The sequence below is a fragment of the Ectobacillus sp. OTK genome (genome assembly GCF_059698935.1).
The window spans coordinates 4,260,102-4,284,251 of the sequence record NZ_AP048547.1; the positions used below are offsets into that span (position 1 = coordinate 4,260,102).

Consider the following 24,150-nt stretch of genomic DNA (forward strand, 5'->3'; position numbering starts at 1 on the left):
AGAGGAATACAAGATGAAGGTAATTAAAATCGCCCCGCGCGGCTATTGCTATGGAGTTGTAGATGCAATGGTTATTGCGCGCAATGCAGCGCTTAATAAAGATTTACCGCGGCCAATTTATATATTAGGGATGATCGTCCACAACAAACATGTAACTGACGCATTTGAAGAAGAGGGGATTATTACATTGGATGGCCCGAACCGTCTTGAGATTTTAGAACAGGTAGAGTCTGGCACTGTCATTTTTACAGCGCACGGTGTATCTCCTGAAGTAAAGCGGAGGGCGCAGGAAAAGGGCCTGACAACCATTGATGCTACATGTCCCGACGTCACAAAGACGCATGATTTAATCCGTAACAAGAAGGAACAAGGATATCACGTTATTTACATCGGCAAAAAAGGACATCCGGAGCCAGAAGGAGCAATCGGTATTGCACCCGATATTGTGCATCTTGTCGAGAAGGAAACGGATATAGCTGCCTTGAATCTCCCGACTGATCGAATTTTGGTCACAAACCAAACAACGATGAGCCAATGGGATGTACAGCATCTTATGAAGAAAATTCAAGAGCGCTATCCAACAGCAGAATTCCATAAGGAAATCTGCTTGGCAACCCAGGTGCGGCAGGAGGCGGTAGCTGACCAAGCAAAAGAAGCGGACCTAACACTCGTAGTAGGCGATCCAAAAAGCAACAACTCTAATCGTTTGGCTCAGGTTTCTATGGAAATTGCAGGAACAAAGGCATACCGTATTTCCGATGTGAGCGAAATCCAGCTTGAGTGGCTTGAAGGAGTTGAAACTGTTGCCATTACAGCAGGCGCCTCTACTCCTACGCCAATTACAAAAGAAGTAATTGCATTCATTGAGCAATACGATCCAGCCAATCCCGCAACATGGGAACGCAAGCGACAAGTGCCGCTTTCTAAGATTTTACCGAAAGTGAAAACAAATCAATAAAAATAAAGCGGAAGAGAGATCTCTCTTCCGCTTTTTCTTATATAAACGTAAATGGCTCCGTATTGACAGCAGATGCGTGTACTGTAACAGCCAGCTTCTTTTCAGTTGCTTTTTGCTGCAGCTGCTTTTGTACGCCTGCTTTCATAATTTTTTCTGCATTATGGCCGGGGTCCACAACACGTAATCCAAGCATCATGGCATCATGTGCCACGTGATAATACAAATCGCCCGTAACATATACATCTGCACCCTTGAACTTCGCTTGTTTGATGTACTTATTCCCGTCTCCCCCGAGCACTGCCACTTTTCTTACTCTATCCTGCAGCTCTCCGACAACTCGGACGGTCGGGACATCTAATCGTTCTTTTACATATTCAGCAAATTGCTCGAGTGTCATCGCCTCTGGTAAATATCCGATTTTACCTAAGCCCAACACATGTCCTTCATTCTCAAGGGGATAGATATCATACGCAACCTCTTCATACGGATGAGCTGCAAGCATTGCTCGTACTACTTTACGCTGCAAGGAAGCTGGGAAAATGGTTTCAATCCGTACTTCCTCAGCATTCTCAAGCTTCCCCTCTATTCCGGTATACGGATTAGCTCCCTCCAGCGGTAAAAACGTTCCCGTTCCTTCCACATTGAAAGTGCATCGGCTGTAGTTTCCTATATGGCCTGCTCCGCTATCTCCCAAAGCTTGCCGCACCGCTTCCTGATGAGAAACAGGGACGAAGACAACTAGCTTTTTCAATTTTTCTTCGTATGTTGGTACAAGAACCTCTGCTTGTACTAAACCAAGCGCCTCGGCTAGTAAATCATTTACTCCGCCGCTTGCCACGTCGACATTTGTATGAGCAGCATATACGGCAATATCATGCTTGATGCACTTTTCGATGATTCGGCCATAAGCGGTATCTGTGTGAATCGCTTTTAACGGACGATATACAAGCGGATGATGTGCAATAATTAAACCTGCCTGCTTCTCAATAGCTTCATCCACAACCTCCTCTGTTACATCTAGTGCAATTAATACGTTAGTCACCGGCCGATTTAAAGCACCAATATGTAAACCAATGGGATCCCCCTCCATAGCAAGGGCCTTTGGATACATTGCTTCAAATAAGTTAATGATTTCATGACCATTCGGAATTTTGCTCATCCTAAAATCTCCTCAATAACGCCTATTTTTTCAACTAATTCCTGTCGCTTCTTCCTTGTTTCCTCTGTTTCCGCCGCCTTGTTCAGCTGCTCATAAATAGCTTTAAGATTCTTTAATTCATGCTGCCACTTTTCTACAAATACATCGCTTTTCTCCTGCAGTAAAAATGGGCCCATCAAGATTCCCGCCATCTTGTTCTCCTGATAAGGCTGCAGCTCATTCCCTTTTTCAGCACACAAAACCTCGTAAATCTTTCCGTCCTCCTTTAAAATCCGTTCCTTCTTCAACTCCCACCCATTTTCAATTAACCATTGGCGAATATTATGAGCTCCAATATTCGGCTGCAGTACGAGACGCTGCACCCCTGGCAGCTTATCCTTACCGCGCTCCAATATGTCGCGAATAAGGGCACCTCCCATACCGCAAATTGTAATCACATCTGCTTCCCCGGCAGCGAGAACTGACAGTCCGTCTCCCTTGCGTACGGAAATCTTATCTTCTAAATGAAGCTGTTCAACAGTAGTTTTTGCCGATTGGTACGGGCCCTCTACTACCTCGCCGGCAATAGCGGAAACAACTCTGTTATGTAACACGGAATAGCACGGCAAATATGCATGATCCGATCCAATATCAGCCAAGATTGACTGCGGAATAATTTCCTCCGCAACGGCCTGAAGCCGCTTTGAAAGCTTTAACTCATTCATTCTGTTCATCCTTTACATCTTTTCTTCATCATAAAAATTTTTCTATACTGTTGCAAGCTATAGTACTGACTTATTTTAGCACAAGATAAACCAAGTGGGTTAGGACTCACAACATGTATACTTTATTCCATAAAGAAAACTCGCCGATTGGCAAAGCGTTAGGCGAAGACAGAGGCGTAGTTGTGATACTTTATTCCTAAAATTTCCTTCCGCGTCGAATTGGCTTCTAGCTGGAAATTTATACTTTCTTAAAGTATAAAAAAATCCCTTTGTCACAATCACAAAGGGTCGAATGTATTATTTTTTTTGTGCGAGCCATTCTGCTACTTTTGAAGCTTGATCAGCAGGAAGTAAACCGGCTGGCATGCTTCCTTTACCATTTAAAATGATACCTTGAATATCCTCTTTAGACAGCTTTCCGCCAACCTTTTGCAAGCTTGGACCAATATTTCCTTGCAGCTGATCGCCATGACAGCTTACGCAACTTTGCTTAACAATATCCTCTGGCTTCGAAGCAGCTGTTTGTGTTGTTTTCCCGCCGTTTTTCTCAGCATCCGCCAGTTGTTCCGCCTTGTATAGCCCTTGGAATGAAAGCAGAAACGTTAAAGCAATCCCTAAAACTGCAATCAATGCGAATGGAATCAATGGGTTGCGTTTCATTTCTTTTATCCCCCTCTATGTACCCCATTAACTATTTTGTATGAACAGTTCTATTGTACTTGAAAACGCTCTATCGGAAAAGTATAAACTCCAAAATGCGGGGAAAATATTCTAAATTTTTCTGATTTTTTCCACATAAGAGAAAATATGTCTTTTTCTTCTGACAAATGAAAGAGATTTTCTCTAGATTTTTTTGCTAAAAACCTCCGTGATGCAGCAAAAACTCCCACTATTCAACTTAAATATTGTAAACCAAAACAGAATTTACTCGAAAAATAATAAAATGAGCATTTGCAAATCAATAGACAATTCTGTAAAATAAATTACAAGAATTGTAACTAGTTCTCATGTCCTTTCCTGTACAAAAGCATAAACAAGCCTTTAAAAAAAAGTTTACTTCACCTGGAATGAAGTAAACTTTCGTAAGCATTTATTCTAAGAAATCCTTAAGTCGTTTGCTGCGGCTTGGGTGTCTTAATTTCCGAAGTGCTTTTGCTTCAATTTGACGGATGCGTTCTCGCGTAACACCAAACACTTTTCCTACTTCCTCTAGTGTGCGAGTGCGTCCATCATCTAACCCAAATCGAAGACGCAATACGTTTTCTTCGCGGTCTGTTAATGTGTCAAGCACATCCTCAAGCTGCTCCTTTAACAATTCATATGCAGCATGGTCAGCAGGCGAAGTAGCTTCTTGGTCTTCAATAAAGTCACCTAAATGTGAATCATCTTCCTCGCCAATCGGTGTTTCTAATGAAACGGGCTCTTGTGCAATTTTTAGAATTTCGCGCACTTTTTCCGGTGCTAAATCCATTTCTTCTCCAATTTCTTCTGGGCTCGGCTCGCGACCCAAATCCTGAAGTAATTGGCGCTGTACGCGGATGAGCTTGTTAATCGTCTCAACCATATGCACAGGAATACGAATTGTTCTCGCTTGGTCAGCGATCGCACGCGTAATTGCTTGGCGAATCCACCATGTTGCGTACGTACTGAACTTATAACCTTTGCGGTAATCAAACTTTTCAACTGCTTTAATTAATCCCATATTCCCTTCTTGAATTAAATCAAGAAACAGCATACCGCGTCCTACATAACGCTTTGCAATACTAACAACGAGACGCAAATTTGCTTCAGCAAGACGGCGCTTTGCTTCTTCGTCGCCTTCTTCAATACGTCTTGCTAATTGGATTTCTTCTTCAGCGGAAAGCAAATCGACACGTCCGATTTCCTTTAAGTACATCCGAACTGGATCGTTAATCTTCACGCCTGGAGGAACGCTTAAATCGTTCAAATCGAACTCTTCTTCTTTTTCTAATTGATGAACATTTGGGTCCTCATCAGCATCACCAATCAGTTCAATGCCTTGTTCCCCTAAATATTCATAGTATTCATCCATTTGATCAGATTCAATCTCGAATCCGCTCATGCGTTCTGCAATCTCCTCGTATGTAAGAACGCCGCGCTTCTTTCCGAGCTCTGTAAGCTGTTCCTTTACCTGCTCGAAAGTCACATCAGTTTCCATTTCTTTAGAACGAGCTGATTTGTCAGCCATTTGTTCCCCTCCTTACGCGAGATACAAATAAAAATTATAGCTTGTTATCATGGAAAAAGCTATTGTTTTGCTTTTCTCTTGTTGATGATATGCTCTTGTGCGAACCTGGCTGCTGCTAACGGATCTGTTCGCTCTAGATTTCGCAGTTCAAAAATATAATTCATTTGTTCTATCTTTTGCTTATGTTTATAGAGCGATTCAAGATTCCCTTGAAGCAATTCCTCGGAATACTCCGTGTTAATCATTTCATCTGTCGCGAGTTCCGCAACAATATTTTTCAACGGCTCGTTCGAAAGCCAATTGAGAAAGTGACTTATATCAGGTTCGTATCCTTTCTCATAATATGCATACAGCTCATATAAAATCCCTTTATGTTCCTCTGTATGAAAATATTCAGTGAATGGTTGGACACGCTGAGCCACTTCTTCACTTTGCAGCATATGATAAATCAATTCGCGCTCAGCTCTTTCATAGCCAGCAAATCTCGGCTTCGCTTTTACTGGCTGCATGGTCTGTGCAATCACATGGCGCTCTTTTTTTTGCTGCAGTTGACGCAATTCATTCCGCAAGTCCTCAATATGGTATGGAAATTCCTTTGCAAGCAATTGCAGATAGGGCTGCGCTTGTACAAATGTCGTTAACTTTCCAAGTTCTCGAACAGCAGCCTGTATATATTCTCCCTGCTCCTGTGGATCCTGTAAATTGCGTCCGAAGCGGAGATGCTGCAGCTTAAAGTCAATAAAACTGACGCTTTTCTCCACAAGATTCCGAAATGCAGTCTCGCCGTGTGTTCTAACATATTCATCCGGGTCAAGCTTATCCGGGAGCATAACCACCCTTACTTGACTGCCAATATTCAGCAAAACACGGCCTGCTTTTTCAGTTGCCTCTTGGCCAGCCTTGTCTCCATCGTAGCAAAGAACCACAGTTTCCGTATTGCGGCGGATGATCTTAGCCTGTTCCTCTGTTAGCGCGGTTCCCATTGTCGCAACCGCCTCCTCAAAGCCGCTGCGAATGGCAGCCAGCACGTCGGCATAGCCTTCAAATAACAGCACACGCTGCTGTTTCCGAATAGATGGGCGCGCATGATGAAAATTGTAAAGCAGCTTGCTTTTTTGAAAAACAGGCGTTTCTGGACTGTTTAAGTATTTCGGATTGTCTTGCCCGATTGCTCTTCCGCTAAATGCGACAGTCTTGCCTTGCATGTTCTGAATCGGAAACATGATGCGATTACGAAAGCGGTCATAATAGGAGCCGTCCTGTTCACTTTGTATAACAAGGCCGGCCTGTTCCATCAGAGGAAGTGAAAAGCCCCTTTTTTGCAGCACTTTAGCGGCATGATCTCGAGAGGAACTCGCATACCCGATTTCAAATCGCAGCATTGTCTCCTTCGAAATCCCTCTGCTAAGCAAGTATTGAAAGGCTTCATTTCCTTCCTTTGTATTCACGAGAAGATGATGATAATACTTTTTGAGCAACTCGTGCGCTTCTATCATGCTGGAGGCGTAGTCTGCTTGCGGATGTTCTATGCCGTCTTGTTCGGAAACATATTTCGTTACGTCTACACCCGTTCTTTCTCCCAGCTTTTTCACTGCTTCTGTGAACGAAATGCCATCAATTTTCATAAGAAATGATAAGGCATTGCCTCCTTCACCGCAGCCAAAACAGTGAAAAATCTGTTTGTCAGCCGAAACGGAAAAAGAAGGTGTACTTTCCCCATGAAAAGGACATAATCCAAAATAGTTTCGTCCTTGCTTTCTTAATTGAACATATTCGCCTATAACGTCTACAATATCAATAGAACGACGAACTTGTTCTACTACTTCTTCAGGAATTCGGTTCGCCATAGCTCCATCTCCGTGTTGTATGTTGTATTCGATACAAATTATTGAATTCCTTCATGATTCGACAATATTTTTTGTAAATTTTGTTGAAATTTCTTTTTGTCTTCTTTGGAAAATGCTTTTGGGCCTTTTAAAAAGGTTCCTTCTCTGCGTAATTTCGCAGATACATATCGGCTATATAAAATTGTGTCCATCTGCTCATCCGTGATGGCTGCTCCTCTTGGAGACAGAACATGCACACCTTTTTTCACGAGCAGGGATGCCAAACCCATATCCTGCGTTACGACAAGGTCTCCCGGCTTTGCATGCTTGTAAATATGAAAATCTGCTTCATCCTGGACGGAATCGACATACACCCATGTTCCTCCGCCAAAATTTGTTTGGTGTGCGTAGGATGCCACAAAATAAATCGGAACATGAAATGCTTCACAGACTTGCACAATTTCTTCCTTAACAGGGCATGCATCGGCATCAACAAAAATCTTGCTGATTTTTGGCATATTTCTCTATTCTACATCCCTTCTTTGAATCCTTCCGCAAAGCGTGTTTTCTTGCCTAGATTTTTGTTGGACTTCCTTAAAAGATGCCCACATCATTCTACCCATAGTTTATTCGGAAAAAACAAAGTCTAAACGTAAAATATATGTTTTTATCACAATTTTTTATTATAATATATTTCACTCAAATCCGCTACAATCCTTTTTATTTTTCTTAAAATATTTTTATCAAACAAGGGAATTTTCTATTTTCCACTACCATCATTCCCATATTTGGAAGCAGTTATGGCATCGTTATGTTATAGTATCCAAAAACATTTCATTTTTTCAGGAGAGCCCATGCGCCAACTGTATACATTTTTGATGTACTAAGATGCCCGCCTTTACTCCTGTAGTAAACAACCCGTGCACAAAATACACAGGTTGACGGAGCTGATTCACCGAAGTATTCTGTGTGTTCTTCATCACGGAAGGTGCTTTTTGCCTTTTGTGAGGCAGGTTATCTTGTGAAAGAGAGCAGGTCATGGGAGCTGGACATCAATTAAAAAGCTATGAATTCCTGACCCAAAAAACCTTAAACAATACAAATTAATGGGAAGAATGTGAAATAGACCATCTTCGAAACCCTTGATTTTACTGGGTTTTCAATGATGGTCTATTTTTACGTTTCAGCTTAAAAGACGGGGCATGATTCCCCTTTTATAGACTGCGTTGATTTTGATATACATTCAAAATCACATTTGCCGACTCTTCAATTGCTTTATTAGACACGTCGATTACCTTACAGCCGATTCTATCAACGATAGCTTCGAAGTGGCGCAGCTCCTCTTTAATTCGTTCAATATTCGCATAGGTTGCTCCATCGCTTAGCCCTAACGTTTTTAAACGTTCTTTGCGAATATCATTTAATTTTTCCGGGTCGATTTTCAATCCAAAGCATTTTTCCCGCGGCACGCGATACAGCTCCTCTGGAGGATCTACCTCTGGAACGAGCGGCACATTTGCCACCTTTAGTCGTTTGTGAGCCAAATACTGGGACAATGGTGTTTTGGATGTACGGGATACACCGATAAGTACGATATCCGCTTTTAAAATTCCACGCGGATCACGGCCGTCATCATATTTCACTGCAAATTCAATCGCTTCAATCTTTTTAAAATATTCCTCATCTAAAAGACGAACGAGTCCCGGCTCATAACGAGGCGTTGCCCCAGTCTGAGATTGGATTTGCTCGATTAGAGGACCAATAATATCATATACTTGAACGCCCTCTTTGGCTGCCTCTTCCACTAAATAGCTTCTCATCCACGGCTTTACTAGTGTAAAACAAATCATTGCTTGATTGCTTTTGGCAATCGAAATCACTTCTTTTAACGTTCCCGTGTCCTCTACATAAGGCACACGGCGAATATCCGGCACAAAAAGAAATTGCCCCATCGCAGCTCGAACAACTAACTCTGCTGTTTCGCCTACGGAATCGGAGACAACGTAGACTATTTGACTATTCATCCCATTCCCTCACTTTTGATATACTATTACAACAATTCATTATTTACTAAGTCGACAAATGCCCGTGAGATTGTTGTTTTTGTAATGCGTCCTATGACCTCGATACCCTTCTCTGTTTCTTTCACAACTGGCATCGCATCAATTTGCTTTTCAATGAGCTTTTTAGCGACCTCATATAGACTGTCCTCTCTGCGGCACATCGTAATATTAGGCATTCTCGTCATAATAATATTGACAGGTACAGCGGTTAACTCCTGTTTGCCCAAGCTAGCCCGAAGCAAGTCTTTTCTCGATAAAACACCTACAAGCAACGCATCGTGGTCAACTACAAATAAGGTGCCAACATCCTCTAAAAACATCGTGCAAATTGCATCATATACAGATACGTTCTTGTCCACTACAACTGGCAGCGATTGATACTCTTTTACCACTAACTTCTTCACTGCCTCTGAAAGCAGCTGTCCGCCTGTTTTTCCGGTATAAAAATATCCGACACGCGGACGAGCATCTAAATAGCCAGCCATTGTCAAAATGGCCAAATCCGGCCGAAGTGTCGCTCTCGTTAAGTTTAGCTGATCCGCAATTGCTTCTCCTGTGATAGGACCATTATCCTTTACAATCTGGATGATCTGTTCTTGTCTTTTATTCAGTTCTATGGTAATCACCACCTTCGTCACGCAGCATCCGAAAAAAGTTATATCATCTTCTAAACATTATATACTAAATAGAGAGCTTGAAAAAGAACGCTATTTCGTAAAGACAGATTTCTTTAAAGAAAGCTCGTCGATTGGCGAGCTGTTAGGCGAAGACAGAGACGTAGTTGCACTTACACTTTATTCCTAAAATTTCCTGATAAGTTGAATAAGCTTCCAGCTCGAAATTTATACCTCCTTAAAGTAAAAAACAGAACCTATTCCTATAGGTCCTGTTTATATCTATGTATGAAATTTGTCAAGCTGATTTAAAAATCGTCTGGATTTCAAATAAATCCCACAGTATTCATCATAATATGCGTACAAGACGGTTCGAATTTGTTTTTTCGTTTCTTCTTTCACTGATACGCTCCCGAGACGGGATAAGTCAAAATGGTAAAATAAGCGAAGGAGCTTTCCGGCAGCCTCGTTTATAGACATACAATAGGGATCCTGCTTAGCGTGAAGGTGACATAGAAAGCCGCCCTCCCTTATAGAGAAGGCGGCAAGCTGTTCGCTTTGACCGCATACCGAGCAAGCATCCCACTGCGGATAGAGCCCAAGAACCGGCAGCATTTTCGTTTGGTAAATGAGCCCTAAAATCTCAGGGTCTACTCCCTCGTCCATATAATGCAACGTTTGATACAGCAATTCAAATAGAAATGCATTTGGCTGCTTCTCTTCCGTTGCTTTATCTGTCAACTCTATTACAAAAGAAGCATACGCTGTCACAATTAAATCCTCACGTATGTCCTTCATGGAAGAAAGAACTTCTCCTTGCTGCAGTGTGCCGAGACCGGAACCGATTTGAATTAGAAAATAGCCATGTGTAAAAGGCTGCGAAATGGCTGCTAGTCTACTCTTCGGCTTTTTCGCTCCCCTTGCTACAACACCTATTTTGCCGAGCTCCCGGGAGAAAATTGTGACAATTTTATTAGTTTCTCCATAGTCTGTTGTCCGAATAACAATTCCCTCAATTTTTTGAAACATGTTCGTCACCTCCGCGGGCCGAACAGATAAGATCAAGAAATTGAAGAATCGATTTCTGCTAGCTCCTCATTTTGCTGGTTTGGTACCTCTTCCCCGCTGCGCTCAAGCTCTTTTAGGAGAAGATATGTTTCAATGTTGCCCGTATTTGCAAAGACATTCCAGGTAAACTTCAACATAAGAACCCACCTTTCTCGGTCAAACTAGCATATGTTTCAATTTCTTGTTATTAAAATGACCTTAACTGTCCGATTTCATGTGAGAAAAATTTTTCTAATTTTACTTGTCTTCCCCTGTAGCGAGCAGGCCGCGGGAGCTAGAAGGCTTCCTACAAATACTCATCCTCGCGGAAGCCTAGATCTCTCAGCTGCGTCATTTTATTACGCCAATCCTTAATAACCTTCACCCAAACCTCTAAAAAAACCTTGGATCCGAGAAGGGCTTCAATATCCATGCGCGCCCTCTTACCAATCTCCTTTAGCATAGCGCCTTGTTTGCCAATCACAATCCCCTTTTGGGATGGACGCTCTACAACAATCGTCGCATTTACATAAACAGCACCGCCTTCACGCTTTTGGATCGCGTCAATCACAACGGCAACAGAATGAGGAATCTCCTCGCGCGTTAAATGCAGCACCTTCTCACGGATGAGTTCCTCCATAATGAAGCGCTCCGGATGATCTGTGATTTGGTTAGAGGGATAATATTGCGGCCCCTCTGGCAAATACTTTTTAACCGTTCTTGCGAGAGTATCAACATTATTTCCTTCTAAAGCAGAAATCGGGATAATCTCTGCAAACGTATACAACGTACGATATTTGTCGATAAGCGGTAAAAGATCATCCGGATGAATTTGATCAATTTTATTGATAATCAAAAATACCGGCTGCTTCGTATGCTGCAGCTTCTCAATAATAAACTCATCACCGCGGCCTGGTCCTTCTTCGGCGTTGACCATAAATAAAATAATATCTACTTCTCTAAGCGTGTTTTGCGCAATTTTCATCATAAAGTCGCCGAGCTTATGCTTTGGCTTATGTATGCCTGGAGTATCAATGAAAACAATTTGTGCGTCCTCTTCTGTATATACCCCTTGGATTTTATTGCGCGTCGTTTGCGGCTTATCGCTCATAATAGCGATTTTTTGACCGATCATGCGGTTAAGGAATGTTGATTTCCCGACATTCGGTCTTCCGATAATAGAAACAAATCCTGATTTAAATCCTTCTTTATTCATGTAAATCCTCCGATGAAAATGCTCCTGGTAATAGCTCCGTGACACTTGTTTCCAGCATGTCCCCCTGTAAGTTTGACAAATATACCTTAGTGTCCGGCTTGCACAATTCTACCATAACTTGCCGGCATGCGCCACAAGGTGACACAGGACCGCTCGTATCCGCTACAACAGCAATAGCTGCAAATTCAGTATCCCCTTCTGAAACGGCCTTAAATAACGCTGTGCGCTCCGCACAGTTTGTTAAGCCGTATGACGCGTTTTCCACATTGCAGCCTTTATACACCTTTCCATCCTTCGTAAGAAGCGCCGCTCCAACACCAAACTTTGAGTAAGGTACATACGCCTTTTTGCGCGCTTCTATCGCTTGTTGGATAAGATCTTGAATACTCACATCTCTCTTCCTCTCCATTTAAAGTTAAGTACTGCTATGCAGCTGAATGAAGCAGTCAGCTATCGCAAATATGGAATAAAAATCAATAGCCCGATTACAACAGCAATGCAGGAGAAAATCAGCACGGCACCAGCGGCAACATCCTTTGCAATTTCAGCAAAAGGGTGCCGCTTTTCCGTCGCTAAATCTACCGTTTTCTCAAGCGCCGTATTTACCATTTCTAAGGACAATACACCGCCTATCGTTAAAAGCAGCACAAGCCATTCCGTTTTCGTCACATGAAGATACATACCGGCTAATACAACGATCACAGCAGCCGCTGCGTGAATTTTCATATTCCGCTCTGAGCTTAAGCAAAATACAATTCCCCGAAATGCATATTGAAAGCTTTTTAGCAGTTTCCCCTTTTTCATCTGCGCAGTCCGTATTCGTCTAAAATTTCTTTTTGCTTTGTAAACATAACAGCTTCATCCTCTTCTGTCATATGATCGTAGCCAAGCAAATGCAAAAAGCCATGTACTGTTAAAAAACCAAGCTCTCTCATAAAGGAATGACCATATTCCTCAGCCTGCTCTTTCGTTTTTGGGATAGAGATGATAATATCCCCAAGAACGCGCGGCATATCCTCGTTAACAATTTCAAGCTCTCCTTCTCCCATCTCCTCCATCGCAAAGGAAATTACATCAGTCGGCTGATTCTTACCCCGATATTCATAATTTATTTCTTGAATACGCGTATTATCCACAAATGTCACGGACATTTCTGCCTCTTCCTCAATTCCTTCTCGCTTAGCAGCAAAGTGAATTAACTGCTGAAGCGTTTCAATATGCTCCGCAGCTACTTCCTTCGTTTCATCAAAAAAATCAATTGTCACTCCCATGTATACACCTGCAATCTTATAAGTTTGGATATTTAATGCGCGAATGAAAAATGCCGTTTAATGTCTCGCAAAGCGTTTTTTCAATTGTTTGCAGTTCCTTAAACGTTAAATCACATTCGCTGAACTGCCCATCCTTTAAACGTTCGGTAATAATCCCTTGTACTAGTTGTCCAATTTGCTCCGGCGTCGGTGCGTTCATCGAGCGGACAGCCGCCTCTACACTATCAGCAATGCCGACAATCGCCGATTCCTTCGAGGATGCCTTCGGGCCTGGATAACGAAACATATCTTCAGTGTAACGCTGTTCGTCCTCTTGCACCGCCCTATGGTAAAAATATTTCAGCAAAGTCGTACCATGATGCTGCGCGGCAATATCAATAATCTCCTTTGGGATTCGATGCTCCTGAAGCACCGCTACTCCATCACTGACATGAGCAAAAATAATATCCCTGCTCACTTCCGGCTTTAAGGAATCATGCGGATTCGTCATCCCCATTTGGTTTTCGATAAAAAAATGCGGATGCATTGTTTTGCCGATATCGTGATAATATGCTCCGACCCGCGCCAGCAAGCCGTCAGCCCCAATCGCATCGCAAGCTGCCTCCGATAAGTTTGCCACCATAATGCTATGATGGTACGTACCGGGTGCCTCAAGCAAGATTTTGCGCAGCAGCGGAGAGTTTGGACTTGCAAGCTCCATCAGCTTCATCGATGATATAATCCCAAGACCGCTTTCTAGATACGGCTGAATTCCGAGTGTGAGCACCGAGGAAACAATACCGGAAGCAGCAGCCATTAGAAAGTGCAATGCCGCTTCTGAAAGCGAGAGGGTGCCGTTACGAAGCAGCAGCAAAGCAGCTAACACGACAACATTTAAAGCAGCAACAAGAGTACCCGCCTGCAAAATCATGCTGCGCCGCTTCTTGTCACGCAAAAAAACACTGACGGAAAGCGAGCTTATGAGCAAGTAGAAACCAACATGGTAATTCAATGCGCTTGTGATCCCCTCATTAAACATAATGCTCCCGCTTATAGAGAAAATGAGACTTGTTACAAAAACGAAGCGATCTCCAATCATTAGCTTCACAAGCATCGTGCCCATCGCAACCGGAACCAGATAGCCAAGACCGCTATACTCGATGTTTTGAAATAAGCTAATGGTCTTCATCGTCAAAATAGTGATGGTTATAATAATAGTATAAGCGAAAAGATAAGGTTTATCGCTGCGCTGCCGTTTGGAAAACTGCTCAAACTGCTTATAAATAAAATATAGCAGTACAGACAGAAGAAGAAACAAACCAACGAAAGGCTGAAAGGCACGGTGGTCATCAAGCAGGCCGACAAGCTTTAATTGCTCGTATACCTCTCTTGTAATGGTGTCTCCTTCCTTTACAAGAATTTGGCCTTGTAAAATAAAAACAGGATCCACTGCATCCATTTCCAGCTGTCTTCTTTCCTTTGTCGTAACTGGATCATAAAAATAGTTCGGCACAACAGCATATTGACCGAGCGCTACAATAGCCGCTTTTAATCCTCCGCTTACACTCACACTCTGAAGCTCCTTCGCAATGCGCGTCTTCGCCCGGTCAGCTTCATTCATATCAATTTGGTCACTCATCAAATAGTTGACCGCCGTGACTGTTGACTCCCTTGCGACAGATAATTGATCCGCTGAGGCGTTCAACAATGCCAACAAGCCTTGATCAGATAGGCTCTTCACCAAATCCGCCGGCAGCTTCTTTTTCAGCTTCTCCAGCTGCTCCTGTTCAGATAGCTTTTGTTGGTCAGCAGGTACAGCCGCCGCTTCCTCCTGTACCTCCTTCACAGCACTAAATACTGACTCCACCACATTCACACGATTGCTTTTATACTCACTATGATATGTATATTGATCCGGTACCTTTTGGGCAGCTTCACGCTTTCGTTTCTCTGTTGTTGCCTTATCTTCAATCGTAACAGGTGAGTGAATGGAGTTTTTAGCAATGGATAATAGCTTAATATCAAGCTTATCCGGTCTCACATTACCGATGAGAGTAAAAAACAGCACGGTTCCTAAGAAGAGGTATAATGCAGCAACGAACAGTCTGGAATACCGCATCCTTCGAAACCATTGGGACAGTTTGTGTGACTTGGACATGATAGAAATTTAAGCTCCTCTCCAAAAATTCATAGCGTAAAAGGTTTTTCTGAAAGAATCGGGACTTATAAATTTACTGTTCTGCCTAGCTCCTGCCAGTTGCTCACCGCAAGGAAAAAGCAACTCTGAAAAGTGAAGAAGCTGTCTCCCTCTTTTATGATAGTAAAAAAACAAACAAACGCCAACCTTTTCCGGAGCAGAAGAGGATATTGATTCATTGCAATTTTATCCTAAAAGCCGTACAAAGACCGATTAAACAGAAATTGAAATGCCATTCTGTCCTTATAATTAGACAGGAGCTTGCGTCTCAGCCAATTCGCACATAGAGGATCTTACATAAATGGAAAAAATGACCCGAACTGGGTCATTCTGTTTTATCATACGCCTCAATAATTTTTTGAACGAGCGGATGACGAACAACATCTGCTTGTTCGAGAATAATAAAGGAAATCCCGGATACGGTGCGTAAAATAGTGGATGCAGAGGAAAGGCCAGGCTTTACTCCCTTCGGCAAATCCACCTGTGACGGATCGCCTGTCACAACCATCTTGGAACCGAAGCCAAGGCGGGTTAAAAACATTTTCATTTGCGCGCTCGTCGTGTTTTGCGCCTCATCCAAAATAACAAAAGAGTCGTCGAGCGTACGTCCCCTCATATAAGCAAGCGGGGCAATCTCAATTGTACCGCGCTCAATCATACGCTGCGTATGCTCCTGCCCAAGCACATCGTGAAGAGCATCATATAACGGACGTAAGTACGGGTCAACCTTTTCCTTTAAATCACCTGGCAGGAATCCAAGACTTTCTCCAGCCTCAACTGCCGGTCTTGTTAAGATGATACGTTTGACTAAACCATTTTTTAATGCTCGAACAGCCATTACTACCGCCAAATACGTTTTCCCTGTTCCAGCTGGTCCAATCCCAAAGACAATATCATTCTTTTTCATAGCGTGTATGTATTGCCTTTGGCCCATCGTTTTCACGTGAATCGGCTTTCCCTTTGCATTTCGGAAGATTTCTTCTTCATACAATTCCTCAAAATGCTGTAATCGCCCGCTCTGTCCAAGCTGTATAGCATAAGCAACGTCTCGTTCTGTAATCGTTACGCTCTTTCGGATGACCGCAAGCAGCCGCTGCAAAATTTCTTCCACAAGTTGAACTTGCTCGTCTGTTCCAGAAACTCGCACCGAACCGCCTCTTGTAACAATAGAAACCTGCAGCTCCTGTTCAATGAGCTTAAGATGGGCATCATTTACACCAAAAAGGGCGGCCGCTTCATTTTGATTTTCTACTTGTTGAGTTAGTTCTACTAATTGTTCGGTCATTAGTTAGTCTGCTACTGAAAATGTATACGACTATATACGTTGAGATATGTAGCTGCTTCCATGAGATTCAACTTGTATGGTCAGCTAATAGGCATATATTCCAATGCAGCTCATCGTATATATAATTTATTCAGTAGACTCCCTTTCTTTAAATTTTTACACTTTGCAATACAAACATTCTACCTAATGCCTGCATTTTCGGTTGCGTTTACACCAGCCTGATCATGACTTTGGTTTCTGCTTAGATTCTTTTTGCGTATCCGGTTTAGAAATCGGCTGGGTAGCAACGATATCCTCTATTACCTTATAGTGTAATGATAACTTTAATTTACCATTCTCTAACTGCTTCTGTAAAATTTTTTCCCCAACAATCATCGCTTTCTCGTCCAATTTTTTCTTAAGCTCCTGCTGCGCCATTTCTTTTCCAGCCTCAATTGCCTGTTTTTCTGTATACTGCCTTTCTGCGGCCTCTTCCTCCCGCACCGAAACTTTCTCATAAGCAATCGGTAATGACCAGCGGAAAAATCTTATATTGTATGTCATAGCGTCTTCCTTAAAACGCTTGTATTTATTTTCTTCAAATCCCCAAACTTTTATCTTAAAATTCCCGAATTTGATATAATGCTTTACAAAAAACTCTCCTGTATATACCTGAAAAGTTGTTTTTAAAGGGACTTCCACCTCTGACTTGTACCAAGTTTCGCCAAAGATCACTCCCTTGGCAGGGACGAGTGTCGGATTGTCTTCTTTACCATACATTCCAGACACAAGCAATTGCCCCTTCTCCACGTGATCATGCACCGCTACAACCGGCTTCCCCTTCTCAACAAACAGCCTTTCAATCACTGCCTCTTTTTTGGCAATTAAGTTACGAGGGGATAACACTTCTTCTTTTTCCGGCTCTGTCTTTTCCACAACCTGCAAATGGTAGGTCGTGCCCCGCAGCTCCACACCTACCCAAGTAATGGAATGGACATTGTTCGTTAATGAACGCTGAATGGCATCTACATCAGGCATTTGAAATTGCAGCTTCCCTCTTCCCACACCCAGACGATCCAGTTCCTTAGTTAACAAATATTCCGTTTCTGGCTTTGCTCCCTCGATTTTCACATTCCATACCATGTTAGATAAGACAATAATACTAACAAAAAAGATAACAAAGCCAATTAAAAAGCCGCTATTGCGAAGGAGACGCTTCTGCCAAAACGGAAAGCCGTACCGTCCGATAAACGCAATATCACATTCATTTTTACGGCGAACTGCGCGAAGCCTGCGCACATCCTTCAGCAGCATGTGAAAGGTAAGCGTTTCGCTTCCTATTCGCTTTACATTCCAGACAAACATCCCTCTACGTACGCACTCATTTACAAAGCGCTCGCTGCCGCGACCGCTCAGCCTTACCTTCACGTATCCAAAAAAGACGGTAACCCAATGATTCTTCATGACTCTCCTCCATTACTCGTTCAAAAATAGAACTTGTTCTATTGTTCCTTCAAGCAACAGTTCCTCGGGAAGAATCGTCTTGATGACAAATGAGTTGCCCCTTATAAGCAATTGCCCCTGCTTAAGAAGCAGACGCACCTCTGTGTCCGAGAATACTAACAGCCCTCGATGATTTTCTATATAAATGTGAATTTGTCCGACCAGTGTAATGCGAGGAAGATCCATGAGGACGTCAGCAGGCAGGTCCATCTTCTTAGTAATCCAACTTTTCATTTGTTGCTGAAGCTTTCTCACCGAAGAATCCCCCCTTCTCATCTCATATGTATGAAGAAAAGGCATATTCTAGCACCGAAAAAGAAAAACGGCTCTGTTTTACATATACGGTAAGAGGTGGTGAAAATAGATAGAGGAAAGGAGGAGCAACCATTGTCTATCTTTTTGAGGCATAGTCATCTTACTATGCTGCAATGGCTTGAACGCGGGGTAATCATTTATATATTCTTGGTGCTTGTAGCAACATTTACGGGCCAACGATCCATGTCGTAATTACGTTTCCTTGATTTTGTTATAGCTCTTTTGCTTGGCGGACTATTAGGAACCCCCCTTTTTAGATCCTCGCCTCGATGTTTGGGACGGGATGATTACAAGCTCTATACTTGTCAGTCTGCATGCTGGCAGCGCTTTTTTAAGCTTTAAATGGGAAAGGTGAAGAAAATTCCTCGAACCGCCTACAATGCATTTTTAAAGAGCAAGAAAAGCTAGGGCATTTCGCTTAGCTCCGGCAGGCAAACAACCCGCACACAAAACAAAAGAGGGGCTCCACAAAAGTATTCTGTGTGCCCCTCGCTACTAAAGGTGCTGTTAGCCAATACACTGGGAAGAGGTATGTGGCTGCGAGGGAAAAAAGATAAAGTGAACAGCCTCAAAAAGAATGCTTTTGCAGCTCCTCTTTAAACGTTTCTTTCCCATATATAAAATCTTGCTCTCCACATGAAACAGCATAAAAAAACGTCTCGTAACCGAGACGTTTTTTTATGATAGCAATTGTGAAACAAGCTTATTCACTAAAGAGCCATCGGCTTTTCCTTTTACTTTTGGAATCACCGCACCCATTACTTTGCCCATATCAGCTTTGGAAGCTGCGCCTGTATCAGCAATCACTTGCTTAATAATGGCTATTAGCTCTTCTTCGCTCAACTGCTGCGGCAAATATACTTCTAAAACTGCAATTTCGCCTTTTATTTTATTCACAAGGTCTTCGCGACCCGCTTTTTCAAATTCAAGGAGGGAGTCTTTGCGCTGCTTTAATTCACGAGTCAATACTGTCAGCTCATCTTGCTCAGACAAGGACTGTTGCTGCAGCTTAATGCCTTCATTTTGTAAAGCAGACTTTACCATCCGAATGGTGGTAAGCTTTTCTTTTTCTTTATTCTTCATCGCTTGTTTCATATCATCGTTTAAACGATCGAGAAGACTCATAAATACACCCTCTCTTAGAATTTACGCTTTCTAGCTGCTTCAGACTTCTTCTTGCGTTTTACGCTTGGCTTTTCGTAAAACTCGCGTTTTCTTGCTTCTGCAAGCGTACCAGTTTTAGAAACTGCTCTCTTAAAACGACGAAGCGCATCCTCCAAAGATTCGTTTTTGCGAACGACTGTTTTAGACATCCTTCTTTCCCTCCCTCCGAAACATCCACTTACATCTTAGATTCTAGGGCATGCAAAAAAGAAACACTTCTTCAGCATGTCTTTTAAGATTATAATACATTGCTTCCTGCCTGGTCAACCATATTGTAAAGAAAATTTGATTGACAGATATCCTTAAAAAACGAAAGCGCCCAATACAAGGAGAAAGCATCACTTTTTAGGCACTGTCTCTCGCCATGAGCAAAATGGGCCGTTTCTGCTTTTCTTAGTAGTCTGTTTGTGCTGCTTGTCCGCTAATAAGCGCTACACCGGAGCTTGTTCCGATTCTTGTTGCTCCCGCCTGCACCATTGCCTCCATGCCCGCAAAGTCTCGAACCCCCCCTGATGCTTTTACACCAATATTAGGTCCAACCGTCTTTCTCATAAGGGCAATGTCCTCTACCGTTGCACCGCCCGTTGAAAATCCTGTCGACGTTTTAACAAAATCCGCTCCCGCCTTAACTGCTAACTGGCAAGCACGCACCTTCTCTTCCTCTGTTAAAAGAGCCGTTTCAATAATAACCTTTGTCAACGCTTTCCCTTGTGCTGCTTCGGTAACCGCACGGATGTCCCGTTCAACAAGCTCATCATTTCCACCTTTTAATGCACCGATATTGATAACCATATCCACCTCTGTTGCACCCTTGCTGATCGCGTCACGAGCTTCAAATGCTTTGGTTTCCGGTGTGTTTGCCCCTAGAGGAAAGCCGATTACCGTGCATACGGCTACATCTGTTCCATGAAGAAGCTGCGCCGCCGTCTCTACCCAAGCAGGATTGACACAAACGGATGCAAAGTGATGTTGCTTTGCTTCCTCGCATAATGTTACGATTGCTTCCTTTTTGGCGTCTGCCTTTAATAATGTATGATCAATTAGTTTGGCATAATTCATTCTTTTACTCCTTTCCGCACTACTATGTATGAAGTTAGTTGTCTGACAACTGCAACCATCTGGATTATATCACAAAATACATGCCTTTCCTATTATTAAGTTATCCGCTTTCTATGATTTCATACTTAGCTGTCTTCAAAATTGTCTATACCTATGTCCCTGAATGGCTGCCTCTCACTATAGGATTATTAGGCAGCTCTCACTTTTTTGTCTATGCATGGATATACAGGAGCAAAGCATATACATTTTTCACCTTTGCTGCATGTCTGTATTCATTATTGGCAGGAAGTATTTTTTACACGCAGCATTTACCGTTGTTCCGTTAATATGTACAATTTATACAACAACTGTGTTCCTTCTGATCAGGGAAAACAAGAAAGATATAACACAGGAAAAAACAGGGCGCTCCCGTTATAAAAAGACCCAAAAAAGAAAAGCATGCAAACGCCTCGTTTGCATGCTTCTTATTAGGCGCTGGCAGCTTCTGTTTCAGCCGCCGTCTCGACAACGCGGACAAATTGCCCTTCATTATACGGGTAACCAGCCTTTGTAATTTTCACCTTTACCAGCTTGCCGATTAAATCTTCTGTGCCTTCAAATACAACCTTTAAGTAGTTGTCTGTATAACCAACGAGTAAACCATCTTGATCCTGATCCTTAAATGCCTCTTCTGGGATGATTTCGAGCACTTCACCTTCAAACATAGAAGCATACTCCTTCGCTAGCTGATCAGACAGCGCAATAAGCCTGTGTACGCGCTCATTTTTGACATCCTCAGCTACTTGGTTATCCATACGAGCGGCAGGCGTACCTGTACGCTTAGAATACGGGAATACATGAAGCTCAGAGAATTTGTTTGCTTGGATGAAGTTGAAGGTTTCCATAAACTCTTCCTCTGTTTCACCCGGGAAGCCAACAATGACATCCGATGTAATCGCAAGGCCCGGAAGTGCTTCCTTCAGGCGCTCAATACGCTCCCCGAAAAACTCCATTGTATATTTGCGGCGCATACGCTTTAACACCGTATTCGATCCTGATTGAATCGGAATGTGTAAATGACGCACGACAATCTTAGAATTGCGGAGTACCTCAATCACTTCGTCCGTAATTTGACTCGCTTCAATGGATGAAATACGGAGACGCTTTAATCCTTTCACTTGCGTTTCCATGTCACGAAGCAGCATCGCAAGATTATAGTCCTTCATATCCTCGCCGTATCCGCCTGTATGAATACCGGTTAGGACGATTTCCTGATAGCCTGCGTCCACAAGCTGCTGTGCTTGACGAATAACTTCCTGCGGGTCACGTGAACGCATTAAGCCGCGTGCCCATGGAATAATACAAAATGTACAGAAATTGTTGCAGCCCTCTTGAATCTTTAACGACGCACGTGTACGGTCTGTAAAATACGGGACATCAAGCTCCTCATATACACGAGTCTTCATAATGTTACGCACCGCATTAATCGGCTGACGCTCATTTTTATATTGCTCAATATATCCAAGCATGCTGCTGCGGTCTTGTGTACCAACTACAATGTCAACACCAGGAATTGCCATAATCTCAGCAGGAGATGTTTGTGCATAGCACCCTGTTACACAAATAACAGCGTCCGGATTTTGACGGACAGCACGGCGAATGACTTGTCGGCTCTTTTTATCGCCTGTGTTTGTTACCGTACATGTATTAATGACATACACATCTGCCGCCCGCTCAAACTCGGTGCGCTCGTAGCCCGCTTCTTTAAAGAGCTGCCAAATTGCTTCTGTTTCATAATGGTTGACTTTGCACCCTAACGTATGAAACGCAACTGTTGCCATATAATCACCTCATTAATTCAAAATGATAGGAAACAGCGGATAACGCATAAAGCGGTGCTGTTTCTGTTCGTAAAATTCTCGGTCCTAAGCTGCAGGAAACAAAATTATGTTCACGCAAACGCTGGACTTCATCCTCTGTCAAACCGCCCTCTGGACCAAATACAATAAGAAGGCGCTGCCCCGGCTGAAGCTTCTCGAGTGTTTGCACAAAGTTTGCTTTTTCGCCTTTTCTTGCTTCTTCTTCGTATGCTACGATACACGCATCGTATTGTGTGCTTGCCGCAAGCAACTCCCTAAAGGAAAGCGGTGCTGTTACGGACGGCACGATGCTCCGGTGCGATTGCTCTGCCGCTTCCTTCGCGATCTTTGCCCATCGCTCTACCTTCTTCTCGCTCTTTTTGCCATCCCATTTTACAATGGAACGAGATGCCTGAAACGGCAAAAAGGCGGCTGCCCCAAGCTCGGTGCCCTTTTGCAAAATGAGCTCAAGCTTATCTCCCTTTGGCAGTCCGCTTGCAATGGTGATCGCAATGGGCAGCTCGCTATGCTCCTCCACCCATTGTACAACAGCCACTTTTACAAATGTATTGGTAATTTCAGCAATCGTACAAAGCGCTGTTTTTCCGTCCAGGCAGCAATACACTGCATCTCCTGGTTCCATACGCATCACTCTGGCAATATGATGCGCATCGTCACCCTCTATTATAATATGGTTGTTATTTACCTGTTCTGTATGCACAAAATAACGCTGCATTCGCTCACACCCTTACGCCTTGTTGCGGGCAATGATTGCAACCCAGTCTTCCATCATCATAACTTCCTCAATAGTAAACCCGGCTCTTTGCAGCCCTTCACTGACACCCTCACTCTTCGCCGCAATAATACCGGATGTAATAAATAATCCGCCCGGCTTTAACACCCTTGCCGCATCATCTGGGAATAATAAAATAATATCTGCAAGAAGGTTTGCAACAATGACATCAACAGGCCCTTCAATATTTTCTAATAAATTATTTTGCCCGACCGTGACAACGTCATTTGCTTGGTTGAGTTCCACATTCATCTGCGCACTCTTCACTGCTATTTCATCCAGATCATACGCCCGTACAGCGGAAGCGCCAAGCTTTGCAGCCGCAATGCTCAATATGCCGGATCCAGTACCAACGTCAATCACAAGATCACCTGGCTGGACTGTTTTTTCAAGCGCCTGGATGCACATAATCGTTGTCGGATGCGTACCCGTCCCAAATGCCATCCCCGGGTCAAGCTCAATAATACGCTCTGTTTCTACCTCAGGTGTATACTCCTCCCATGTTGGCACAATCGTAAACGTATCGGATACTTTAATGGGATGGTAATATTGCTTCCAAGCCGTTGCCCAATCCTCTTCATCAACCTCTGACGCTGTCACAATATTAGCTCCAATGTCAAGCCCAAAGGATGAAAGGGCACTAACAGATGCACGGATTTGCTCTAACAGCTGATCGAATGTATCATTGAGTGCAAAATACGCCTTTACACGTACACCTTCCTCTGGATACTGGTCCGCATCTACCTCATAAATTTCACCGAAGCGGTTGTCACGCTCCTTTGTAAAATCTGTTTTATCCTCAATCGAAACACCACTTGCACCTGCTTCATGCAAAATATGGGAAACTGCCTCAACAGCTTCCTGTGATGTATGAACTGTAACTTCTGACCATTTCATAATACACTTGTCTCCTATGTTTTTTAAGCATACACAAGCCCCCTGCCTATAAAAGGGGGCTCATGTACGCTAAA

At 43.0% G+C, this 24,150-nt stretch carries 26 protein-coding genes; 2 read left to right on the forward strand and 24 right to left on the reverse strand.

Going from position 1 to position 24,150, the window contains the following annotated elements; all coding sequences use genetic code 11:
- Positions 1-13: 13 nt before the first annotated feature.
- A complete protein-coding gene (locus tag AC6HZ4_RS21140) occupies positions 14-958 on the forward strand; it encodes a 4-hydroxy-3-methylbut-2-enyl diphosphate reductase (protein ID WP_497491734.1) in 945 nt (314 codons plus the stop codon).
- 37 nt (positions 959-995) lie between these two features.
- Here AC6HZ4_RS21140 and AC6HZ4_RS21145 read toward each other — a convergent pair whose 3' ends face one another.
- From AC6HZ4_RS21145 to deoC, 21 genes are all read right to left on the reverse strand, one after another.
- Positions 996-2,117, reverse strand: coding sequence for a Nif3-like dinuclear metal center hexameric protein (locus AC6HZ4_RS21145; protein WP_497491736.1), 1,122 nt, complete (start codon positions 2,115-2,117; stop codon positions 996-998).
- Entirely contained in the window at positions 2,114-2,821 is a 708-nt protein-coding gene (locus AC6HZ4_RS21150) for a tRNA (adenine(22)-N(1))-methyltransferase (RefSeq protein WP_497491737.1), read from the reverse strand. The genes AC6HZ4_RS21145 and AC6HZ4_RS21150 overlap by 4 nt, the downstream gene beginning before the upstream one ends.
- Before the next feature lie 297 nt (positions 2,822-3,118).
- Positions 3,119-3,481, reverse strand: coding sequence for a cytochrome c550 (gene cccA, locus AC6HZ4_RS21155; RefSeq protein ID WP_497491739.1), 363 nt, complete (start codon positions 3,479-3,481; stop codon positions 3,119-3,121).
- A 430-nt stretch (positions 3,482-3,911) separates the two neighbouring features.
- A complete protein-coding gene (rpoD, locus tag AC6HZ4_RS21160; RefSeq protein ID WP_497491741.1) occupies positions 3,912-5,030 on the reverse strand; it encodes an RNA polymerase sigma factor RpoD in 1,119 nt (372 codons plus the stop codon).
- Positions 5,031-5,089: 59 nt separating this feature from the next.
- Positions 5,090-6,877 carry a DNA primase gene (gene dnaG / locus AC6HZ4_RS21165; protein ID WP_497491743.1) on the reverse strand — a complete coding sequence of 596 codons (1,788 nt, stop codon included), beginning with the start codon at positions 6,875-6,877 and terminating at the stop codon, positions 5,090-5,092.
- Between the two features lie 38 nt (positions 6,878-6,915).
- Positions 6,916-7,374: a YaiI/YqxD family protein gene (locus AC6HZ4_RS21170; protein ID WP_497491745.1), complete on the reverse strand. Its 459-nt coding sequence runs from the start codon at positions 7,372-7,374 to the stop codon at positions 6,916-6,918.
- A gap of 696 nt (positions 7,375-8,070) precedes the next feature.
- Positions 8,071-8,880: a pyruvate, water dikinase regulatory protein gene (locus AC6HZ4_RS21175; RefSeq protein WP_497491747.1), complete on the reverse strand. Its 810-nt coding sequence runs from the start codon at positions 8,878-8,880 to the stop codon at positions 8,071-8,073.
- 26 nt (positions 8,881-8,906) lie between these two features.
- Positions 8,907-9,545 carry a transcriptional regulator CcpN gene (gene ccpN, locus AC6HZ4_RS21180; RefSeq protein WP_497495795.1) on the reverse strand — a complete coding sequence of 213 codons (639 nt, stop codon included), beginning with the start codon at positions 9,543-9,545 and terminating at the stop codon, positions 8,907-8,909.
- A 270-nt stretch (positions 9,546-9,815) separates the two neighbouring features.
- Positions 9,816-10,562, reverse strand: a complete 747-nt coding sequence (gene recO / locus AC6HZ4_RS21185) for a DNA repair protein RecO (RefSeq protein ID WP_497491749.1) — start codon at positions 10,560-10,562, stop codon at positions 9,816-9,818.
- Positions 10,563-10,594: 32 nt separating this feature from the next.
- Entirely contained in the window at positions 10,595-10,738 is a 144-nt protein-coding gene (locus AC6HZ4_RS21190) for a YqzL family protein (protein ID WP_497491751.1), read from the reverse strand.
- A 149-nt stretch (positions 10,739-10,887) separates the two neighbouring features.
- Positions 10,888-11,796 (reverse strand): GTPase Era, encoded by a 909-nt coding sequence (era, locus tag AC6HZ4_RS21195; RefSeq protein ID WP_497491752.1) that lies wholly within the window; start codon positions 11,794-11,796, stop codon positions 10,888-10,890.
- Positions 11,789-12,205 (reverse strand): cytidine deaminase, encoded by a 417-nt coding sequence (locus AC6HZ4_RS21200; protein ID WP_497491754.1) that lies wholly within the window; start codon positions 12,203-12,205, stop codon positions 11,789-11,791. The genes era and AC6HZ4_RS21200 overlap by 8 nt, the downstream gene beginning before the upstream one ends.
- Positions 12,206-12,246: 41 nt before the next feature.
- Positions 12,247-12,600, reverse strand: a complete 354-nt coding sequence (locus AC6HZ4_RS21205; RefSeq protein WP_497491755.1) for a diacylglycerol kinase family protein — start codon at positions 12,598-12,600, stop codon at positions 12,247-12,249.
- A complete protein-coding gene (gene ybeY / locus AC6HZ4_RS21210; protein ID WP_497491756.1) occupies positions 12,597-13,067 on the reverse strand; it encodes an rRNA maturation RNase YbeY in 471 nt (156 codons plus the stop codon). Before ybeY ends, AC6HZ4_RS21205 begins: the two co-directional genes overlap by 4 nt.
- 16 nt (positions 13,068-13,083) lie before the next feature.
- Positions 13,084-15,204 carry an HD family phosphohydrolase gene (locus AC6HZ4_RS21215; RefSeq protein ID WP_497491757.1) on the reverse strand — a complete coding sequence of 707 codons (2,121 nt, stop codon included), beginning with the start codon at positions 15,202-15,204 and terminating at the stop codon, positions 13,084-13,086.
- Between the two features lie 364 nt (positions 15,205-15,568).
- Positions 15,569-16,528: a PhoH family protein gene (locus AC6HZ4_RS21220; protein ID WP_497491758.1), complete on the reverse strand. Its 960-nt coding sequence runs from the start codon at positions 16,526-16,528 to the stop codon at positions 15,569-15,571.
- Positions 16,529-16,750: 222 nt separating this feature from the next.
- On the reverse strand, positions 16,751-17,971 hold the full coding sequence (yqfD, locus tag AC6HZ4_RS21225) for a sporulation protein YqfD (RefSeq protein ID WP_497491759.1): 1,221 nt from the start codon (positions 17,969-17,971) through the stop codon (positions 16,751-16,753).
- A gap of 12 nt (positions 17,972-17,983) precedes the next feature.
- Positions 17,984-18,286, reverse strand: coding sequence for a sporulation protein YqfC (gene yqfC / locus AC6HZ4_RS21230; protein WP_379952305.1), 303 nt, complete (start codon positions 18,284-18,286; stop codon positions 17,984-17,986).
- 717 nt (positions 18,287-19,003) lie between these two features.
- Entirely contained in the window at positions 19,004-19,450 is a 447-nt protein-coding gene (locus AC6HZ4_RS21235) for a GatB/YqeY domain-containing protein (protein ID WP_497491760.1), read from the reverse strand.
- Between the two features lie 14 nt (positions 19,451-19,464).
- On the reverse strand, positions 19,465-19,638 hold the full coding sequence (gene rpsU, locus AC6HZ4_RS21240) for a 30S ribosomal protein S21 (RefSeq protein ID WP_129727313.1): 174 nt from the start codon (positions 19,636-19,638) through the stop codon (positions 19,465-19,467).
- A 244-nt stretch (positions 19,639-19,882) separates the two neighbouring features.
- On the reverse strand, positions 19,883-20,548 hold the full coding sequence (deoC, locus tag AC6HZ4_RS21245; RefSeq protein ID WP_497491762.1) for a deoxyribose-phosphate aldolase: 666 nt from the start codon (positions 20,546-20,548) through the stop codon (positions 19,883-19,885).
- Positions 20,549-20,661: 113 nt separating this feature from the next.
- On the opposite strand from deoC, the gene AC6HZ4_RS21250 reads away from it, so the two are divergent.
- Entirely contained in the window at positions 20,662-20,874 is a 213-nt protein-coding gene (locus AC6HZ4_RS21250; RefSeq protein WP_497491764.1) for a DUF7010 family protein, read from the forward strand.
- 141 nt (positions 20,875-21,015) lie between these two features.
- On the opposite strand, the gene mtaB is transcribed toward AC6HZ4_RS21250, so the two are convergent.
- The 3 genes from mtaB to prmA are packed head-to-tail and all read right to left on the reverse strand — an operon-like array spanning position 21,016 to position 24,076.
- Positions 21,016-22,368, reverse strand: a complete 1,353-nt coding sequence (gene mtaB / locus AC6HZ4_RS21255) for a tRNA (N(6)-L-threonylcarbamoyladenosine(37)-C(2))-methylthiotransferase MtaB (RefSeq protein ID WP_497491766.1) — start codon at positions 22,366-22,368, stop codon at positions 21,016-21,018.
- A 4-nt stretch (positions 22,369-22,372) separates the two neighbouring features.
- Positions 22,373-23,122 carry a 16S rRNA (uracil(1498)-N(3))-methyltransferase gene (locus AC6HZ4_RS21260; protein ID WP_497491767.1) on the reverse strand — a complete coding sequence of 250 codons (750 nt, stop codon included), beginning with the start codon at positions 23,120-23,122 and terminating at the stop codon, positions 22,373-22,375.
- A gap of 12 nt (positions 23,123-23,134) precedes the next feature.
- Positions 23,135-24,076 carry a 50S ribosomal protein L11 methyltransferase gene (gene prmA, locus AC6HZ4_RS21265; protein ID WP_497491768.1) on the reverse strand — a complete coding sequence of 314 codons (942 nt, stop codon included), beginning with the start codon at positions 24,074-24,076 and terminating at the stop codon, positions 23,135-23,137.
- Between the last annotated feature and the right edge of the window lie 74 nt (positions 24,077-24,150).

What these genes read in the sequence shown, in the direction of transcription:
- AC6HZ4_RS21140 (WP_497491734.1), top strand. Translation starts at nt 14, where the DNA reads ATGAAGGTAATTAAAATCGCCCCGCGCGGCTATTGCTATGGAGTTGTA.
- AC6HZ4_RS21145 (WP_497491736.1), bottom strand. Translation starts at nt 2,117, where the DNA reads ATGAGCAAAATTCCGAATGGTCATGAAATCATTAACTTATTTGAAGCA.
- AC6HZ4_RS21150 (WP_497491737.1), bottom strand. Translation starts at nt 2,821, where the DNA reads ATGAATGAGTTAAAGCTTTCAAAGCGGCTTCAGGCCGTTGCGGAGGAA.
- cccA (WP_497491739.1), bottom strand. Translation starts at nt 3,481, where the DNA reads ATGAAACGCAACCCATTGATTCCATTCGCATTGATTGCAGTTTTAGGG.
- rpoD (WP_497491741.1), bottom strand. Translation starts at nt 5,030, where the DNA reads ATGGCTGACAAATCAGCTCGTTCTAAAGAAATGGAAACTGATGTGACT.
- dnaG (WP_497491743.1), bottom strand. Translation starts at nt 6,877, where the DNA reads ATGGCGAACCGAATTCCTGAAGAAGTAGTAGAACAAGTTCGTCGTTCT.
- AC6HZ4_RS21170 (WP_497491745.1), bottom strand. Translation starts at nt 7,374, where the DNA reads ATGCCAAAAATCAGCAAGATTTTTGTTGATGCCGATGCATGCCCTGTT.
- AC6HZ4_RS21175 (WP_497491747.1), bottom strand. Translation starts at nt 8,880, where the DNA reads ATGAATAGTCAAATAGTCTACGTTGTCTCCGATTCCGTAGGCGAAACA.
- recO (WP_497491749.1), bottom strand. Translation starts at nt 10,562, where the DNA reads ATGTTTCAAAAAATTGAGGGAATTGTTATTCGGACAACAGACTATGGA.
- AC6HZ4_RS21190 (WP_497491751.1), bottom strand. Translation starts at nt 10,738, where the DNA reads ATGTTGAAGTTTACCTGGAATGTCTTTGCAAATACGGGCAACATTGAA.
- era (WP_497491752.1), bottom strand. Translation starts at nt 11,796, where the DNA reads ATGAATAAAGAAGGATTTAAATCAGGATTTGTTTCTATTATCGGAAGA.
- AC6HZ4_RS21200 (WP_497491754.1), bottom strand. Translation starts at nt 12,205, where the DNA reads ATGGAGAGGAAGAGAGATGTGAGTATTCAAGATCTTATCCAACAAGCG.
- AC6HZ4_RS21205 (WP_497491755.1), bottom strand. Translation starts at nt 12,600, where the DNA reads ATGAAAAAGGGGAAACTGCTAAAAAGCTTTCAATATGCATTTCGGGGA.
- ybeY (WP_497491756.1), bottom strand. Translation starts at nt 13,067, where the DNA reads ATGGGAGTGACAATTGATTTTTTTGATGAAACGAAGGAAGTAGCTGCG.
- AC6HZ4_RS21215 (WP_497491757.1), bottom strand. Translation starts at nt 15,204, where the DNA reads ATGTCCAAGTCACACAAACTGTCCCAATGGTTTCGAAGGATGCGGTAT.
- AC6HZ4_RS21220 (WP_497491758.1), bottom strand. Translation starts at nt 16,528, where the DNA reads ATGACCGAACAATTAGTAGAACTAACTCAACAAGTAGAAAATCAAAAT.
- yqfD (WP_497491759.1), bottom strand. Translation starts at nt 17,971, where the DNA reads ATGAAGAATCATTGGGTTACCGTCTTTTTTGGATACGTGAAGGTAAGG.
- yqfC (WP_379952305.1), bottom strand. Translation starts at nt 18,286, where the DNA reads ATGAGAAGGGGGGATTCTTCGGTGAGAAAGCTTCAGCAACAAATGAAA.
- AC6HZ4_RS21235 (WP_497491760.1), bottom strand. Translation starts at nt 19,450, where the DNA reads ATGAGTCTTCTCGATCGTTTAAACGATGATATGAAACAAGCGATGAAG.
- rpsU (WP_129727313.1), bottom strand. Translation starts at nt 19,638, where the DNA reads ATGTCTAAAACAGTCGTTCGCAAAAACGAATCTTTGGAGGATGCGCTT.
- deoC (WP_497491762.1), bottom strand. Translation starts at nt 20,548, where the DNA reads ATGAATTATGCCAAACTAATTGATCATACATTATTAAAGGCAGACGCC.
- AC6HZ4_RS21250 (WP_497491764.1), top strand. Translation starts at nt 20,662, where the DNA reads ATGATTTCATACTTAGCTGTCTTCAAAATTGTCTATACCTATGTCCCT.
- mtaB (WP_497491766.1), bottom strand. Translation starts at nt 22,368, where the DNA reads ATGGCAACAGTTGCGTTTCATACGTTAGGGTGCAAAGTCAACCATTAT.
- AC6HZ4_RS21260 (WP_497491767.1), bottom strand. Translation starts at nt 23,122, where the DNA reads ATGCAGCGTTATTTTGTGCATACAGAACAGGTAAATAACAACCATATT.
- prmA (WP_497491768.1), bottom strand. Translation starts at nt 24,076, where the DNA reads ATGAAATGGTCAGAAGTTACAGTTCATACATCACAGGAAGCTGTTGAG.